Origin of the sequence: Halococcus sp. IIIV-5B, assembly GCF_003602035.1 — an archaeon.
Lineage (GTDB): Archaea > Halobacteriota > Halobacteria > Halobacteriales > Halococcaceae > Halococcus > Halococcus salsus.
In genome coordinates this window covers 1-15,374 of record NZ_QZWE01000048.1, presented here as the reverse complement: position 1 = coordinate 15,374, position 15,374 = coordinate 1, and the positions used below count along the sequence as shown (strand labels likewise).

The following is a 15,374-nucleotide window of genomic DNA, read 5'->3' as shown; positions in this document are numbered from 1 at the left end:
GGTGGCATGGGCGGCGGTGGCGGCCCGTTCGGCTGAGACGCTACGATCCGTCCACAGTCCGTTCTTGACCGAAATCGAATTCTACCGAAAATAGCACGGCACCAGTCACGACCAGCACCACGATCCCAGCATCGTAGATGTACGGACCGAGTGTTACCAATCCATCGACGACGACGATGAGGCAGAGACCAGTGATCCAGCCTGCCGAACCAAGTATTCGTGTGCGTCCAGTGGCGTCCCCAGCAAGCAAGGCTACACCAAGCACGAGAAACAGGAAGCCGTATGGTCCAAGCGAAACCGAATACTCGCCGGAAGAGACCGTGAGACCGGAGAGTGAGTCGAAGAGCAGTATCGCCCCACCGATGACGACGGAGATCAAGCACGACACGGCCTGCATCTGGGACGATACCATTTCGTCCAGAATAGATCTAATCTGAGTAAAACGTTCTGGGTGCGACCCGAGAACAATTGCTATTTTCCCATAGCCCCGTCGCCCAACGGAACGAGTTTTTACCGCTGGCGGCGGTTCTCTCGGGTGATGAGTATCGTCGAGGTCGCGCGCGAGGCCTACCGCGAGGCGCTGCCGGCGCTGTCGGCGAGCCTGGTCGGTGGCCTCGTCGCGGGCGTCGTCCTCGGCGGGATGCGGACCGAACTCCGGATGATCGACGGGCTCTTGGTGCTCGTGCCGGCGCTGCTCGCCACCCGGGGAAACGTCTACGGCTCGTTCGGGGCGCGGCTCGCCACCGCGCTCCATCAGGGGTTGATAGAACCCCGGGTCGGGGCCGGCGACGACCGCCTCGTCGCGGCCATCGTGGCCGCGATAACGAACGGGCTGATGGTGAGCAGTTTCGCTGCCGTCGCGGCCTACGTCATCCTCGGGGTCCTCGGTCGACCCTCGGCCCCCGTCACCACCTTGGTCGGCGTCGCCGTCATCGCGGGGCTCCTCTCGGGCGCGGTACTGACGACGGCGGTGGTCGTCGTGGTGTTCGCGGGCTATCGGCGTGGCTACAACCCCGACACCATCGTCGGGCCGGTGGTGACGACGACGGGCGACGTCTTCGGTCTCGTCTTCCTCCTGCTCGCGGCCCGGATCGTGCTCGCGCTCGGCGGGGGTGGGGGCTGAGTGCCGACCGAGTGGACCGTTCGGGCGATCACCCGCGCCACGGTGCCGGTGCTCGTGGTGCTCGCGCTGGTCGAACTCGGCAGCGGGCTGGTTCTCGACTCGTTTCAGGCCACCCTCCTCCGGTATCCCTCGCTGCTCGTGCTCGTACCGGTCACCATCGGCACCGCGGGCAACCTCGGGAGCGTGCTCGCCGCGCGGCTCTCGACGGCCTTCCACCTCGGGCGGCTCTCCTTCTCACCGACGGACGAGACCCTCGCGGGCAACGCGCTCGCCACCGTCGGGCTCTCGCTCACCATGTTTCCGGCCGTGGGTGCCGGCGCGTGGCTCCTCTCCGAACTCCTCTCGGGCACCGCGCTCTCGTTGGTCACGGTTCTCGTGGTCGCGACCACGAGCGGGGCCGTGCTCGCGGTACTCGCGGTGTTCGTCACCGTGGTCGCGACCTACCTCGCCTACCGATTCAGCCTCGACCCCGACGACGTCGTGATCCCGGTCGTGACGAACGTCTCCGACGTTCTGGGTGTCTTGGTGCTGTTCGCGGTCGTCCAGGTCGTGGTCTGAGCGACCGATGCCGCGGCGTTCCCTGCCGGTTCCATCGGTTTCAGCACGTCCTCGGGAGTGGGTGAGCCGTGAAAGCGACCGTGCCGCTGGTCTGTCTCCTCGTCGTGCTCGCCGGCTGTAGCGGACTCACGGGCCCGACGAACCCCGGATCCGGCGGGTCGACGTCGGGCTCGACCGATGGGACCTCGTGGACCGTCACGGTCACCGACGTGGTCGACGGCGACACGATGGACGTGCGTTTCGCGAACGGCACGGCCGACACCGTTCGGCTCCTCGGGGTCGATACACCCGAGGTCTACGGCGAGAACACGCCCGACGAGTTCGAGGGGGTCCCCGACACTGAAGCCGGCGCGGACTGGCTCCACGGCTGGGGCGAGAACGCGAGCGCGTTCGCCGCCGACGAACTCGACGGTCGGCAGGTCACGGTCGCGCTCGATCCGGCCGCCGACACCCGCGGGAGCTACGGCCGATTGTTGGTCTACGTCCGCGTCGACGGGCAGCCGTTCAACCGACAGCTCCTCGTCCGGGGTTACGCCCGGTTCTACGACGCGCCGTTGACGCGCACCGACGCGTTCGAACGGGCCGAAACGCGTGCCCAGCGCAACGGAACCGGTCTCTGGGGGTACGGAGCCGCGTGAGTCGTCGCGGGGGTTAACCCGTCGGAAGCCCTACCGGAAACGATGGCGCGCTCGCGGTTCGAACTCCCACCACGGCTGGTCGACTGGTCGATCCTCGTCACCGTGGGGTTCGTCGCCGCAACCGGTCTCCTGACCCTGATATCGGGTCGTCCGGGCGATGCCGTCGTGTTCGCCCTCCACGGCGCGGGCGGGCTGGCGCTCGTCCTGCTCCTGTTCTGGAAGCTCCGGCGGGTTCGGCCACGGGTCACGGTGCGACGGGCGTGGGACCGCCACACGCCGATTTCGGTCCTCCTGGCCCTCCTCGCCGTGGCGGCGCTCGCCACCGGCGCGGTCTGGTCGTTCGGCGTGACCCCCCGCCTCGGCCCGTGGCCGCTGCTGTTCGTCCACATGGTCCTCGGCGCGCTCGTGGTGCCCGTCCTGCTCGTCCACCTCCGAAGCCGCTTCCAGCTCCCGAGCACCCGCGACTTCGAGGGGCGACGGACCGCACTCTCGTCGCTCGCCGTGGTGGGGTTCGGCGCGCTGACGTGGCGACTCCAACGGACGGCGAACCGCGTGCTAGAAACCGGTGGCGAGGACCACCGCTTCACCGGTTCGACGGAGGAGGGCTCCGACGCCGGCAACGTCTTCCCGGTCACGAGTTGGGTCGCCGACGACCCGGAACCCGTCGATCCCGAAACCTGGTCCCTCCGCATCGGGGGTGAAACCCAGCGAGAACTCGAACTCACCTATCCCGACCTCGACCCCGAGAACGACGACCGGGCGACCCTGGACTGCACCAGCGGCTGGTACTCGACCCACGACTGGCGCGGGGTTCGGGTGGGGGACCTCCTCGATGCCGTCGAACCCGATGAGGGGGTCGAATGGGTTTCCTTCCGGTCCGTCACCGGCTATCGCTGGAGTCTCCCGGTTGCGGAGGCCCGCGAGGCGCTGCTCGCGACCCACGTCGACGACGAGCGCCTCGACCACGGCCACGGCTACCCGCTCCGGCTGGTGGCCCCCGGTCGCCGCGGCTTCCAGTGGGTGAAGTGGGTCGAAGAAGTCGAAATCACCCGTCAGCGCGACCTCGGCGAGTGGCTCGCGATATTCGTGAGCGGCTTCGACGAGAGCGAGTAACGGCTATGATTCGAGCGGCGTTCCGTCCTCGGTCGGCGGCGCGACGTGGTCGATGTACGCGGCGACCGAGGGCTCGTGAACGTGCACCTCGAAGCGGATCCCGCCGAGTTCGTCGGGGTCGCCGACCGCGAAGTTGACGACCCCGACGAAGGCGGGCTGTTTCTTCAACTCGAACTCGACGACCTCGCCCTGGGTACCGGCGGCGAACTCGTTGCGGGCGCTGTCGAGGATCTCCTGTTCGTGGAGGAGTTCGGAGAACCGGTCCAGACTGTGGGCTTCGGCCCGGACCTCGCCGGGCGCGCGCTCGATGTCGGCCTCCGGCACGAGGCGTTCGACTGCGTCGACGACCCGGTCGGTGACCTCGGTGTCGTGGACCGGCGCGGTGACCTCGACGTCGACCCGGTAGATCATGGTTCCTCCGTCAGGAGCCCACGGATCTCCTCGTGGAACGCCGCGAGGGTATCCGTATTCTCGATCACGACGTCGGCGCGCTCGATGGCGGCGTCCATCCCGAACCCGCGCTCGCGCTCGTCGCGGGCCGCGAGACTCTCGCCGCCCTCCTCGGCGGGCGTATCGCGCCCGCGAGCGGTGATCCGCTCGGCCCGCGTGTCGAACGGGGCGTCGATGGCGACCAGCGTGAACGACTCCCCGAAGGCCGACTCGAAGCGTTCCACCTCGGTATCGGAGCGGATCCCCTCGACGAGGACGGTCTCCGCGTCGTCGAGCGCGGCCTCGATGGTCGGCAGCGAGCGCTCGGCGATGGCCCCCGGTCCACCCTCCTCGCGGAGTGCCTTCGCGACCGCGCCGTGGTGGTCCGCGGGGTCGAGCCCGCGCTCGCGACACGCCTGCCGGATGACGTCGCCCATCGTTACCACCGGAACCCCCCGTTCGCGTGCGACGGTCGCGGCCTCGCTCTTGCCGCTGCCCGGAAGGCCGACGACGCCGATGACCTGCATGGGCGGGATTGGCCGGAATCCGGGTTAAGCCCTCCGCACTCGACCCAACCGCTTTTATCCGTTCCGCCGAACCCGAACCCAGGGCACGTAGCTCAGTCCGGATAGAGCGTCGGACTTCTATCCGTGTCGCGACAGCGCCACGGGGAGTTATCCGACGGTCGCGGGTTCGAATCCCGTCGTGCCCGTGAACCATCGCCGAGCGACAGCGAGGCATGGTGAACGACGGAGACGGGATTCGTATCAGGGAGTGAAGTGAGCACAGCGAACGGAACGACCGTGGTTCGAATCCCGTCGTGCCCGTTTCCTTCCGATACTGAACCGCCGCAAACCGCTCCAGCACCGCACCGCCGAAGCCCTCGCGCTCCCGCTGGTCGCGCTCGCCCTTCATCCACCAGGGGCTGCACCACCACCGCATCCGCACTGCCACCGCACGGCGGCCGCACCGCCCCCACGGACCGCGCCCGCGGCGTTTATCCCCGGGCCGTTCGACTCGCCGACATGGCCGACACCGACCTCATCGAGGCGCTCCGGAGCGCCGACGCCGTCCAGTACGGGGAGTTCGAGCTCTCCCACGGCGGCACCAGCGAGTACTACGTCGACAAGTACCGCTTCGAGACCGACCCCGACTGCCTCTCGCGGATCGCCCGGTCGTTCGCGGCGAAGCTCGACGGCGGGAAGCTCGCCGGGGTCGCGCTCGGCGCGGTCCCGCTGGTGGCGGTCACGAGCGTCGAGACCGGGTCGCCCTACGTCGTCGTCAGGAAGTCGAAGAAGGAGTACGGCACCGGGAACCAGATCGAGGGCGAGCTCGCGGAGGGCGAGTCGGTGACCGTTCTCGAGGACATCGCGACCACGGGCCAGAGCGCGCTGGATGCCGTCGAGGCGCTCCGGGAGGCGGGAGCGGTGGTCGACCGCGTGCTGGTCGTCGTCGACCGCGAGGAAGGCGCGCGCGAACGCCTCGCCGAGCACGACGTCGAGCTCGACGCGCTCGTCACGGCCGAGGACCTCCTCGCGAACGCGTAGGAATTCGTTCGCTCTCGTTCCCTCCGCATGAAAATGTTTAACACTGCGCTCCTCTCCGGGTGAGTATCAATGGGTGCCAGGGACACCATCGCGGGCTATTTCGGCTTCGACGAACACGACACCGACCTCAGAACGGAACTCCTCGCGGGGCTGACGACCTTCCTCACGATGTCCTACATCGTGGTGGTCAACCCCTCGATCCTCGGGGCGGCGATCTCGGTTCCGGGTCGGACCGACGCGCAAACCATCCAGATGATCGCGGTGGTGACGCTGGTCTCCGCCGCGGTCGCCACGCTCGTGATGGGGCTCTACGCCAATCGGCCGTTTGGCCAGGCCCCCGGGCTCGGTCTCAACGCCTTCTTCGCGTTCACCGTGGTCCTCGGTCTCGGTGTACCCTGGCAGAGCGCCCTCGCCGCCGTCGTGGTCGAAGGGCTGCTCTTCCTCGTCCTCACGGCCGTCGGCGCGCGCGAGTTCGTCATCAAACTGATCCCCGAACCCGTGAAGTTCGCGGTCGGCACGGGGATCGGGCTCTTCCTCGCGATCATCGGGCTGGAGGCGATGCGGGTCGTCGCGGGCGACGCCTCGACCTTCCTCCAGTTCAACCCCGTCTTCGCCTCCGACCCGGTGGCGGTGCTCGCGGTGCTCGGCCTCTTCTTCACCCTCGTGCTCTACGTCCGCGGGATCAAGGGGGCGATCATCATCGGGATCATCACGACCGCGCTCGCGGGCTACGTCGCCTCGCTGCTCGGTTTCAGCGCGTTCCCGGCCGACCAAGCCCCCGAGGGAACCACCCTGCTCTCGGCTTCGCTGGTCTCCCCGTCGGGGCTCCAGTACTCCGCGGCGGGCTACGACATCACGCCCCTGGTCGGCGCGTTCGTCCAGGGGTTCCAGAACGTCGATGCGGTCTCGTTCGCGCTCATCGTCTTCACCTTCTTCTTCGTGGACTTCTTCGACACCGCGGGGACCCTCACCGGGGTGGGCCAGGTCGCGGGCTTCCTCGACGACGACGGCAACTTCCCCGACATCGACAAACCGCTGATGGCCGACGCGGTCGGGACGACGGTCGGCGGCATCCTGGGGACGTCGACCGTGACGACCTACGTCGAGAGCTCGACGGGGGTCGAAGCGGGCGGCCGGACGGGGCTGACCGCGGTCGTGGTAGGAGTACTCTTCCTCGTCTCGCTGCTGTTCGTCCCGCTGGCGTCGGCGATCCCACAGTACGCCTCCCACATCGCGCTCGTGATGGTCGCGGTCCTGATGCTCCGGAACGTCGCCGAGGTCGACTGGAACGACCTGACCCACGCCGTCCCCGCGGGCCTGACGATCCTCGTGATGCCGTTCACCTACTCGATCGCCTACGGTATCGCCGCCGGGATCATCTCCTACCCGGTCGTGAAGGCCGCCCGCGGCCAGGCGCGCGACGTCTCGACCGGCCAGTGGGTGCTCGCGGTCGCGTTCGTGCTGTACTTCTTCGTCCGCACGAGCGGGGTCCTCGCGGGACAGCTCTGAGACCGAGGGATCGACCGAGATGCGTGATTCGCTCCCCGCCCGGCGCTGGTTTCTCAGGGGGCTCCTCGGCGTGGCGCTGTGTGCGCTCGCGCTCGCGGCGGTCACCTCGGCGGTGACCGACGACCCGACCGGTCTCGGGCCCGGAAACGTCAGCCAGCCCGCGAACGGGAGCACCGTCGTGAGCGTCCAGGGCTTTCACTTCCGCGGGGTCGGCAACGGCAAGAAGCCCGCCCGGCTGGTGAGCGCGGGCCCGAACGCCACCACGCAGTGGGTTCACGACGGCGGCGCGGACTCGCGGTGGTACTACGACGTCGACCCCCTCTCGGACGGCAACCTGCTGGTGACCTCGACGGAGCCCGGCGAGACGGTGGTCTACGAGTACGATCCTCGTACTCGAGAACGGGTCTGGACCGAGCGCTTCGACATCGAGGACACCCACGACGTCGACCTGATCGGGGACGACGAACTCCTCGTGGCGAACATGCGCGCGACGAACGATTCCGGTACCCCGAACGACCGGGTCTTCGTCTACAACCGCACTCAGAACCGGGTCGTCTGGGAGTGGGTCGTTCGCAACCACTTCCCGAGGGGGACCGACGGTGGCTACTCGGCGGACTGGACCCACGTCAACGACGTCGACGAGGTCGGCGAGGGGAAGTATCTGGTCTCGCTTCGGAACTTCGACCAGGCGGTCGTGGTCGATCGGTCGACGAAGCGGGTCGAGCTGCGCCTCGGGCAGGACGGCGCGCACGCCACGCTCGACGAACAGCACAACCCGGACTCCCTCGAAAGCGAGACCGGCACGCCCACGATCCTCGTGGCCGACTCCGAGAACGACCGGGTGGTCGAGTACGAACGGACCGGCGGCCCGGCGGGCAACGGCACCTGGGAACGAACCTGGGCGCTCACGGGCTTCGACTGGCCACGCGACGCCGACCGCCTACCGAACGGCAACACCCTCGTTACTGACACCCTGAACCAGCGGGTGGTCGAGGTTACGCCGCGAGGTGAGGTGGTCTGGGAGTACTTCGCGCCGTGGGCCCCTTACGACGCCGAGCGGTTGAGCGCCGCGAACACGACCGGGGCGGAGAACGCCTCCGTCGGTGGGTCGAACGGCCCGACCATCGCCGACCTCGGGGCTTCGGGGCGCTACGCCGTCTCGGGCGGGACGAACGCCTCGGACGCGAACCCGTCGTTCCCGACGTGGGTTTCGAGGGCGGTGGAGGGAACCCCGGTCGAGACCGAGGTCGGGTCGTTGGCCCGGAGTTACGCCCACGTCACGCCGTTCGTTCGGCCCGTGTGGCTGTCGAGCTGGGGGTTCGCGGCGGCGCTCGGCGGGGTGGCCCTCGGGCTGTGCTGGGCGGTCGGTGAAGTCGTCTACCGGCGGGGGCGGATCCGGCGCGAACTCGCACGACGACTCTCCTGAGTGGCTTGCGAGGGGTTCGCACCACCGTGGTGTTCTTGAGGCTGGACGACCTACGATGAGGTGTAATGTCCAACCTCGAACTCTACGAACTCGAAGGCTGCCCGTACTGTGCGAAAGTCAAGGACAAGCTCGCGGAGCTCGACCTAGAGTACGAATCGCACATGGTGCCGAGTTCGCACGACGAGCGGACCGAAGTCGAGGAGGTCAGCGGTCAGACCGGCGTACCGGTGCTCGTCGACCCCGACAACGGTGTCGAGGGGATGGCGGAGTCCGACGACATCGTCGAGTACCTCGAACAGAACTACGCCGAAGCCGCTGCGTAAGTCGGTCCAGACCACCGTTTTTTGTCCCTAACCTCGATAGCGACGGCTGTGGCGGTCGCGGTGCGGCGCGGCCGCCGTGCGGTTGCGGCGCGGTTGGCGCGGCTCCTAGTGTCTCGGCGAGCGGGAGCGAGCCGAGGCGCAGGAGAGCACCGCTCTCCTGGTGGATGAAGGGCGAGCGCCCGGAGGGCGCGAGGGCTTCGGCGGTGCTGGAGCGGTTGGCGGTTGCGGAGAGAGTAGTGATCCTACCGCGAGCGAGTGAAACGAGCGAGCGGGCGCGAGGGTGACCAGAGGGAACCCGACGCGCTTTTGATCCACATTTTGCCAGGGAGTGAGCGAGCATCGCGAGCGAACGAGCGCAGCAAAAGGTGGGTGTTTATCGCACCACCGTCACGGGCACGGGCGAGCGCCGGACGACGGTCTCGGCGACGCTCCCGAGGAGGATCCGCGAGACGCCGTCGCGGCCGTGGCTCCCCATCACGATGGCGTCGAAGGCCTCGTCCTCGGCGAAGGAGACGATGCCGTTGGCGGGGCGGTCGACGGTGGTCTCGGTGGCGAACGAGCCGTCCGGGAGGCGCTCGCGCGCGGCCTCGAACAGCCCGTCGGCGCGGGCCTTCGAGGCCTCGTACCACTCCTCGCCGTAGCTCACGTCGCCGACCTGCGCGCCCGAGCCGGCCCCGACCGGGTTGATGACGTACAACAGCGTGACGTCGGCGTTCGGGTACTCGGCCATCGCGTGGTCGAGCGCGTCCCAGGCCTGCTCTGAACCGTCGATCGGAACCAGCACCCGTTTGACCATGCGCAATGATAGCGCGTCAGACGGATTAAACCCTCTGGCCGACCGCCACGCCGAACGTCGATGTTTTGACGACTCGCGGGGTAGGGTAAGTATGCTCCTGGTCCGCGGCCACGCCGGCGGGACGGCACTGACCGGCACGCTCTACGAGCGCGGCGAGGACGCGCCGTCGTTCAGCGGCGCGCCCGACGAGAGCGCGCCCTATATCTGGGTCTGCGATTCGTTCTACGAAGTCGAATCCGGTGGGCAGCCCCAGCGCATCGGCGACGAGACCGTCAACGTCGCCTTCGAATCGCCGGTCGCCCACGGCTTCGAGACGCGCGACCGGGCGGTCGAAGGCGCAAAGGAACACCTCAGAACGCAGTTCGCTCGGGTCGGCGTGGCGGAGTCCGACGTCGAGATCGAGGTTCAGAAGGCGGATTCGGCGGCACGGTAGGGTCCTCGCCGAGTGCGAAGGGTAGTTACGCGCGCCCGGCGAATTCAGGGTATGCAGGCGGCGCTCGTGATTCTCGACGGCTGGGGGCTCGCCGACCACGACCGACTCGACGCGGTCCGGACGGCCGAGACGCCCGCGATGGACCGGCTCACCGACCAGGGAGCCAGCGGCACCCTCGACACCTCGGGGCGGGCGGTCGGTCTCCCCGAGGGGCAGATGGGCAACAGCGAGGTCGGCCACCTCACCATCGGCGCGGGTCGGGTGATCGACCAGAGCTACACCCGGATCACGCGGGCGGTCGAGTCGGGCTCGCTCGACGAGAACGAGGCGGTCCGAAGCGCGTTCGAGCACGCGCTCGACCACGACGGTCGAGTCCACTTCATGGGGCTCGTGAGCGACGGCGGGGTCCACTCCGACCAGGCCCACCTCCAGGCGCTCGTCGGGGCCGCCGCGGAAGCCGGCGTCGAGGCGGTGACCCACGCGTTCACGGACGGCCGGGACACCGCCCCGGAGAGCGCCACTCAGTTCCTCGCGAACCTCGACGCCGCCGTCGAGGAACACGGCACCGGCGACGTGGCGACGGTCTCCGGACGGTACTACGCGATGGACCGGGACGAGAACTGGGAGCGGACGAAACGCGCCTACGACGCGATCGTCGAGCGGACGGCCGATTACACCACGGAATCGGCGGTCACGGCGGTCGAGGACGCCTACGAACGTGGCGAGACCGACGAGTTCATCGCGCCGACGCTAGTCGAGGACGGACCGGCGCTCGACGACGGTGACAGCGTCGTCTTCTTCAACTTCAGAGCGGACCGGGCGCGCCAGCTCGTCCGAATGCTCACGGACACCCGCCCGGACTGGGCCGTCGAGACCCATCCCCCCGAGGTCGAACTCGTCACGATGACCGAGTACGACGAGACGTTCGCGTTCCCCGTCGCGTTCGCGCCCCACGAACCCGAGGACACCCTCGGCGAGACGCTCGCCGGCCACGAAAAAACCCAGCTCCGGATCGCCGAATCCGAGAAGTACCCCCACGTGACCTACTTCCTCAACGGGGGGCGAGAAGTCGAGTTCGACGGCGAACTTCGGAGAATTATCGACAGCCCCGACGTGCCGACCTACGACCAGCGACCCGAGATGAGCGCCGTAGAGGTGACGGATACCGCAATCGAGGCCATTGAGACCGACGACCCCGACGTGATGGTGTGCAACTACGCCAACGCCGACATGGTGGGTCACACCGGCGACTTCGACGCGGCGGTGGCCGCCGTCGAGGCCGTCGATACCCAGCTGGCCAGACTGGTCGAGGCCTGCCAGGGAGCGGGCGGGCACGTCCTGATAACGGCGGACCACGGCAACGCCGACGACATGGGGACCCCCGACGACCCCGACACGACCCACACCACCAACCCGGTCCCGGTGGTCTATCTCGCGCCGGACGGCACCGACGGCGGGGAGGAAATGAGGGCGGGTGGCGAACTCTCCGACCTCGCCCCCACGCTGCTCGAACGCTGTGGGATCGAGGTGCCCGACGTCATGACCGGCGAGTCGCTCCTCGAATAGCCCTCCGAGAGAAACGGAATCCGGGCGGTTCAGCGCGCGTCGTGGACGATCGCCCCGTCGACGACCGTCATCGCGACGTCGATATTGGCGATTTTCTCCGACTCTTCCCACGGTGAGCCGTCGAGCACGACGAAGTCGGCCTGCTTGCCGGGTTCGACGGTGCCGAGTCGGTCCTCGTCGAAGCCCGCGTAGGCCGCGCCGTGGGTGTACGCCCGGAGGGCTTCGGTGACGGTGAGTCGCTGTGATTCGACCGGGGCGTTCACCGCGTGGTGGACCCCCAACAGCGGGTCGAGCGGCATCGAGTCGCTGCCGAAGGCGAGGTGGATCCCCGCATCCAAGAGCGTCCGAAACGGGTTCGAGCGTTCGCGGCGGTCGGTCTCGAGCCGGGACTCGTAGAGCCCGTCCTCCCCGGCCCACTTCAGGAAGTTCGGCTGGACGGAGGCCACCACACCCGTCTCGGCGAGGCGTTCGATGGCCGACTCGGACGGGAGTTCGACGTGTTCGATCCGGTGGCGCGCGGCGTCGGCCGCGGTCGCCGCGTAGGCGTCGAGGACCGCGTCGATGGCGGCGTCGCCGATGGCGTGGGCCGTGAGTTGGAAACCGCTCTCGTCGGCGCGCTCGACGAGGTCGTGAAGTTCCGGGGGCGAAACGACCCACTTGCCTCGCACCTCGTCCGCGCCGTCGGCGTAGGGCTCGGAGAGCTTCGCCGTCCGGCCGCCGAAACTCCCGTCGGTGAAGGTCTTGATCGCGCCCGTTCGGACGAACCCGTCGCCGTTGTCGGTCCCGAGGCCGACCTCGCGGAGCGCGTCGAGGTGGTCGAACCAGTAGTTGATCCGCACGCGGAGCGAGAGGTCATCCTCCCGGTTGAGGTCGCGGTAGACGCGGGGCGCGTGCGAGTGCCGCACCATGTCGTGGATCCCGGTGACGCCACGTGCGTTGGCGTGGTCGATGGCCGCCCGGAGGCGGTCGCGGGTCGCGTCCACGTCCGGCGCGATAGCCTCGCGAATCGGTCCGAGCGCCTCCTCGACGACGACACCCGTCGGCCGCCCGTTCTCGCGCAGGACGTCCTCGTCGGGGAGTCGGTCGCCGAGGCGGTCGAGCGCCGCGCCGTTGACCCCCGCAGTGTGCATGTCCTCGCGAAAGGCCACCACCGGCCGGTCGGTGTGCACGCCGTCGAGGTCGTCCCGGTCGAGATAGCGCGAGTCGGTCCACTCGGACTCGTCGTAGCCGTAGCCCTGGATCCACCCGGTATCGGTCTCGTCGGCGCGGTCGGCGAGGCGCGAGACGGCCTCGGCCGCCGACCCCGCCCCCGAGAGGTCGGCGTGCACCAGCCGCGTCCCGACCTCGGTCAGGTGAGTGTGGGCGTCGATGAACCCCGGTAGGAGCACGCGGCCGTCGAGGTCGACGGTCCGCGTCTCGACGCCTTCGAGGAACGCGACCTCGTAGGCCGACCCCAGCCGGACGACCCGGCCGTCGCGGACCGCGAGCGCCTCGTGGACGTCGTCGGGGTCGGTGAGGGTGTGGATCTCGGCGTTCGTGAGGAGGAGGTCGGCAGCCATACCGGAGCGAGGGGCGAGGGGCGCGAAAGCGCTTCGGCTGGGTTCGTCGGTCACTGGGGATTCCGTCGGATCCACGGCACACACCTGTTAGCTCCGGCGTTCTGTTTATGACGACAGCCGTCCTATCAGTAGGATATGACGTACTACGCGGTCGACGCGCTGGGTGACGCGTTCGCCGTCACCCGATCGTATCTCCTGCCGTTCGATCGGTCCCGGTGGCTCCGCCTCGCGCTGGTCGTCCTCTTCGTCGGTGGCACGTCGACGTTCAGTTTCCAGTCGGGTGGGACCGACACCACAGGCGTCCCCGAGGCAGTTCCGGGCGACGTGCCGACCGCCGACCTCCCCGAGTGGACTCTCGCCGCGGTGGCGCTCGTCGTCGTTCTGGTAGTGGTACTCGCACTGCTGTTCACCCTCGTCGGGTCGGTCATGGAGTTCGTCTTCGTCGAGTCGCTCCGCTCCGACGCCGTCCACCTCCGGCGGTACGGCCGACGATATCTCGGGGCCGGCCTCCGGCTGTTCGGCTTCCGGGTCGTGCTCGGGCTCCTCACGCTCGCGGCGGTCGCGGTTCCCGTCGGGCTCGCGTTGCTCCCGTTCCTCGGTGGCTCCGGGCCGGGTGCGGGTGCCGCGGTGGGTGCAGCGCTGGTGGTCGTGCCGGTGGTACTCCTCGTCGCCGTAGTCGCCGCCCTGGTCTCCGGGTTCACGACGATGTTCGTCGTCCCGGTGATGCTGCTCGAAGAGCGCGGCGTGCTCGCGGGCTGGCGACGGTTCTGGCCGACGCTCCGGGGCCGGTGGGTGCAGTACGCGGTCTACGTCGTCGTCGAGTTCGTGCTCTCGATCGCCGCCGGCATCGCGGTGGCGATCGTCGACCTCCTCGTCCTCGTCGCGCTCGCGATCCCGTTCGGGATCCTCGCCGGGGTCGTCCTGCTCGTCGGCGGGTTCGGGACCTTCTCGGCGGTCGAGGTGGTCGCGCTCGTGGTCATCGGCCTCGTCTATCTCGTGCTGGCGGTCGTCGCGGTCCTGCTCGTCCAGGTCCCCGTCGAGACCTACTTCCGGTTCTACGCACTCCTCGTGCTCGGGGACACCGACGAGGCGCTCGATTTGATCCCCGACCGACGGGCGGCGGTTCGGACCGAGACCGAGACGACGGCGTAGGATCGAATGCCTTCGGACGGTTGCGAGGTGGGAAAACGGGATGGGGGGATCGACCCGACTCAGGCCGCTGGTCGTTCGTCGGCCGTCCCCTCGGGACGTGGTTCGACGGTCCGCAGGTCCGCCCAGGTGTGGCCGATGATGTAGTAGGCCGCCACGGCAGCGTAGAAGCTCACGAAGACGCCCACGAGCGTCCCGAGGAACGGGACGACGTTGAGCACGCCGGCGACGACGACGCCGAGGACGATGACGCCGAGCGCCAGCAGCCAGCCGGTCGCGTAGGTCCTGCTCAGTAGGACCGGCCGGAGCGCGCCGATGTCGAACCCGGCACTCAGACGGCCGGTCTCGGCGAAGTTCGCGGTCGCGGCGGGGATGACGTACCACGCGGCGAGGCCGAGGAGCATCGAGAGGAGGACCCCGGCGAAGATGCTGGTTCCGCCGATGACGCTCCCCGCGTCGCCGGAGAACGCCGCCATGACGCCGCCACCGACGAGCACGAAACCGACGATGGCGGGGACGAGCCCGTAGACGACGGCGATGGCGAACGCCTTCAGGCCGTCGACGAGGAGGCCCTCCCAGTCCGCGAAGACCGGGGGTTCGTCGTCGCCGTTCATCGTCCGCTGGAGGACCCGAACGAAGTAGCCCGAGACGACGAACGCCGGGACGAGGAGGAAGCTCAAGATCGATAGCAAGCCGCCGATGAGGACGGTCTTGACGACCTCGTCACTGTTCCGCAGGTAGGTAATCGATTCACTGATCATCGTGGTCACCAAGAATGCTGCTCGCGGGCGCGACGCAACTATTCTTATTCGTACGAACGTTCCCCGAGGAGATAACTGTTTCTTCGGATTACATGAACACCGACTCCCGGTTGATTCCCGGGATCCACCGCGCGCTCGTGTGGAACCCAAACGGTTAGCCCGCCCGCGACGAGGCTGGGGCATGAACGCCGACGACCTCGCCGAGCGTGTTCGGGAGGGCGACCTCCGCCTCCACGAACTCGAATCCCACGCCGACCCCGACACCGCGGCCGCCGCCCGGCGGCGCGTGGTCGCGAGCGAGACCGACACCAGCCTCGACTCGGTGGGCGAATCCCATCTCGCAGCCGCCGATACCGACTCGACCATCGAGAACCTCGTGGGGACGGTCGAGATACCGATGGGTGTCGCCGGGCCGGTCCCCGTAGCGGGCGGCGAGCGCGAGGC

General features: G+C 68.6%; 17 protein-coding genes, 1 tRNA gene and 1 pseudogene. 13 read left to right on the top strand and 6 right to left on the bottom strand.

Annotation, left to right across the window (positions count from 1 at the left end):
* Positions 1 to 40 precede the first annotated feature (40 nt).
* Positions 41 to 412: a hypothetical protein gene (locus D3261_RS18755; protein WP_233554038.1), complete on the bottom strand. Its 372-nt coding sequence runs from the start codon at positions 410 to 412 to the stop codon at positions 41 to 43.
* 126 nt (positions 413 to 538) lie between these two features.
* Here D3261_RS18755 and D3261_RS18750 point away from each other — a divergent pair, with 126 nt between their 5' ends.
* The 4 genes from D3261_RS18750 to D3261_RS18735 all read left to right on the top strand — a co-directional run bounded on the left by D3261_RS18750 (position 539) and on the right by D3261_RS18735 (position 3,432).
* Complete coding sequence (locus D3261_RS18750) at positions 539 to 1,123, top strand: magnesium transporter (protein ID WP_120075026.1); 585 nt, start codon at positions 539 to 541, stop codon at positions 1,121 to 1,123.
* Positions 1,124 to 1,681, top strand: coding sequence for a magnesium transporter (locus D3261_RS18745; protein ID WP_120075024.1), 558 nt, complete (start codon positions 1,124 to 1,126; stop codon positions 1,679 to 1,681).
* Between the two features lie 68 nt (positions 1,682 to 1,749).
* The gene (locus tag D3261_RS18740; protein WP_120075022.1) at positions 1,750 to 2,319 is read left to right on the top strand and encodes a thermonuclease family protein; all 570 of its coding nucleotides are present in this window, start codon (positions 1,750 to 1,752) and stop codon (positions 2,317 to 2,319) included.
* Between the two features lie 42 nt (positions 2,320 to 2,361).
* Complete coding sequence (locus tag D3261_RS18735; protein WP_120075020.1) at positions 2,362 to 3,432, top strand: molybdopterin-dependent oxidoreductase; 1,071 nt, start codon at positions 2,362 to 2,364, stop codon at positions 3,430 to 3,432.
* 3 nt (positions 3,433 to 3,435) lie between these two features.
* Here D3261_RS18735 and D3261_RS18730 read toward each other — a convergent pair whose 3' ends face one another.
* Together D3261_RS18730 and D3261_RS18725 are read right to left on the bottom strand one after the other, a co-directional pair.
* Positions 3,436 to 3,843 carry an RNA-binding domain-containing protein gene (locus D3261_RS18730; protein ID WP_120075018.1) on the bottom strand — a complete coding sequence of 136 codons (408 nt, stop codon included), beginning with the start codon at positions 3,841 to 3,843 and terminating at the stop codon, positions 3,436 to 3,438.
* Positions 3,840 to 4,388, bottom strand: a complete 549-nt coding sequence (locus tag D3261_RS18725; protein ID WP_120075016.1) for an AAA family ATPase — start codon at positions 4,386 to 4,388, stop codon at positions 3,840 to 3,842. Before D3261_RS18725 ends, D3261_RS18730 begins: the two co-directional genes overlap by 4 nt.
* Positions 4,389 to 4,469: 81 nt before the next feature.
* On the opposite strand from D3261_RS18725, the gene D3261_RS18720 reads away from it, so the two are divergent.
* The 5 genes from D3261_RS18720 to D3261_RS18700 all read left to right on the top strand — a co-directional run bounded on the left by D3261_RS18720 (position 4,470) and on the right by D3261_RS18700 (position 8,666).
* Positions 4,470 to 4,573, top strand: a tRNA-Arg gene (locus tag D3261_RS18720).
* A gap of 313 nt (positions 4,574 to 4,886) precedes the next feature.
* Complete coding sequence (gene pyrE, locus D3261_RS18715; RefSeq protein ID WP_120075014.1) at positions 4,887 to 5,408, top strand: orotate phosphoribosyltransferase; 522 nt, start codon at positions 4,887 to 4,889, stop codon at positions 5,406 to 5,408.
* Positions 5,409 to 5,477: 69 nt separating this feature from the next.
* Positions 5,478 to 6,917 carry an NCS2 family permease gene (locus D3261_RS18710; RefSeq protein WP_120075013.1) on the top strand — a complete coding sequence of 480 codons (1,440 nt, stop codon included), beginning with the start codon at positions 5,478 to 5,480 and terminating at the stop codon, positions 6,915 to 6,917.
* A 19-nt stretch (positions 6,918 to 6,936) separates the two neighbouring features.
* Entirely contained in the window at positions 6,937 to 8,343 is a 1,407-nt protein-coding gene (locus D3261_RS18705) for an aryl-sulfate sulfotransferase (protein ID WP_120075011.1), read from the top strand.
* A gap of 65 nt (positions 8,344 to 8,408) precedes the next feature.
* Entirely contained in the window at positions 8,409 to 8,666 is a 258-nt protein-coding gene (locus D3261_RS18700; protein ID WP_120075009.1) for a glutathione S-transferase N-terminal domain-containing protein, read from the top strand.
* A gap of 373 nt (positions 8,667 to 9,039) precedes the next feature.
* Here the strand turns inward: D3261_RS18700 and D3261_RS18695 are convergent, their stop codons facing one another.
* Positions 9,040 to 9,462 carry a universal stress protein gene (locus D3261_RS18695; protein WP_120075007.1) on the bottom strand — a complete coding sequence of 141 codons (423 nt, stop codon included), beginning with the start codon at positions 9,460 to 9,462 and terminating at the stop codon, positions 9,040 to 9,042.
* A 91-nt stretch (positions 9,463 to 9,553) separates the two neighbouring features.
* Between D3261_RS18695 and D3261_RS18690 the strand changes: the two genes are divergently transcribed.
* Both D3261_RS18690 and gpmI read left to right on the top strand, forming a co-directional pair.
* Positions 9,554 to 9,895, top strand: a complete 342-nt coding sequence (locus D3261_RS18690; RefSeq protein WP_120075005.1) for a hypothetical protein — start codon at positions 9,554 to 9,556, stop codon at positions 9,893 to 9,895.
* Between the two features lie 51 nt (positions 9,896 to 9,946).
* Entirely contained in the window at positions 9,947 to 11,461 is a 1,515-nt protein-coding gene (gpmI, locus tag D3261_RS18685; RefSeq protein WP_120075003.1) for a 2,3-bisphosphoglycerate-independent phosphoglycerate mutase, read from the top strand.
* Between the two features lie 29 nt (positions 11,462 to 11,490).
* Here gpmI and D3261_RS18680 read toward each other — a convergent pair whose 3' ends face one another.
* A complete protein-coding gene (locus D3261_RS18680) occupies positions 11,491 to 13,020 on the bottom strand; it encodes an amidohydrolase (RefSeq protein ID WP_120075001.1) in 1,530 nt (509 codons plus the stop codon).
* A gap of 135 nt (positions 13,021 to 13,155) precedes the next feature.
* Between D3261_RS18680 and D3261_RS18675 the strand changes: the two genes are divergently transcribed.
* On the top strand, positions 13,156 to 14,172 hold the full coding sequence (locus D3261_RS18675; protein WP_120074999.1) for a hypothetical protein: 1,017 nt from the start codon (positions 13,156 to 13,158) through the stop codon (positions 14,170 to 14,172).
* Between the two features lie 59 nt (positions 14,173 to 14,231).
* Here the strand turns inward: D3261_RS18675 and D3261_RS18670 are convergent, their stop codons facing one another.
* Positions 14,232 to 14,930, bottom strand: a complete 699-nt coding sequence (locus D3261_RS18670; protein WP_199694071.1) for a DUF4013 domain-containing protein — start codon at positions 14,928 to 14,930, stop codon at positions 14,232 to 14,234.
* Between the two features lie 181 nt (positions 14,931 to 15,111).
* On the opposite strand from D3261_RS18670, the pseudogene D3261_RS18665 reads away from it, so the two are divergent.
* Positions 15,112 to 15,374: pseudogene (locus D3261_RS18665) on the top strand (3-hydroxy-3-methylglutaryl-CoA reductase); the annotation flags it as partial.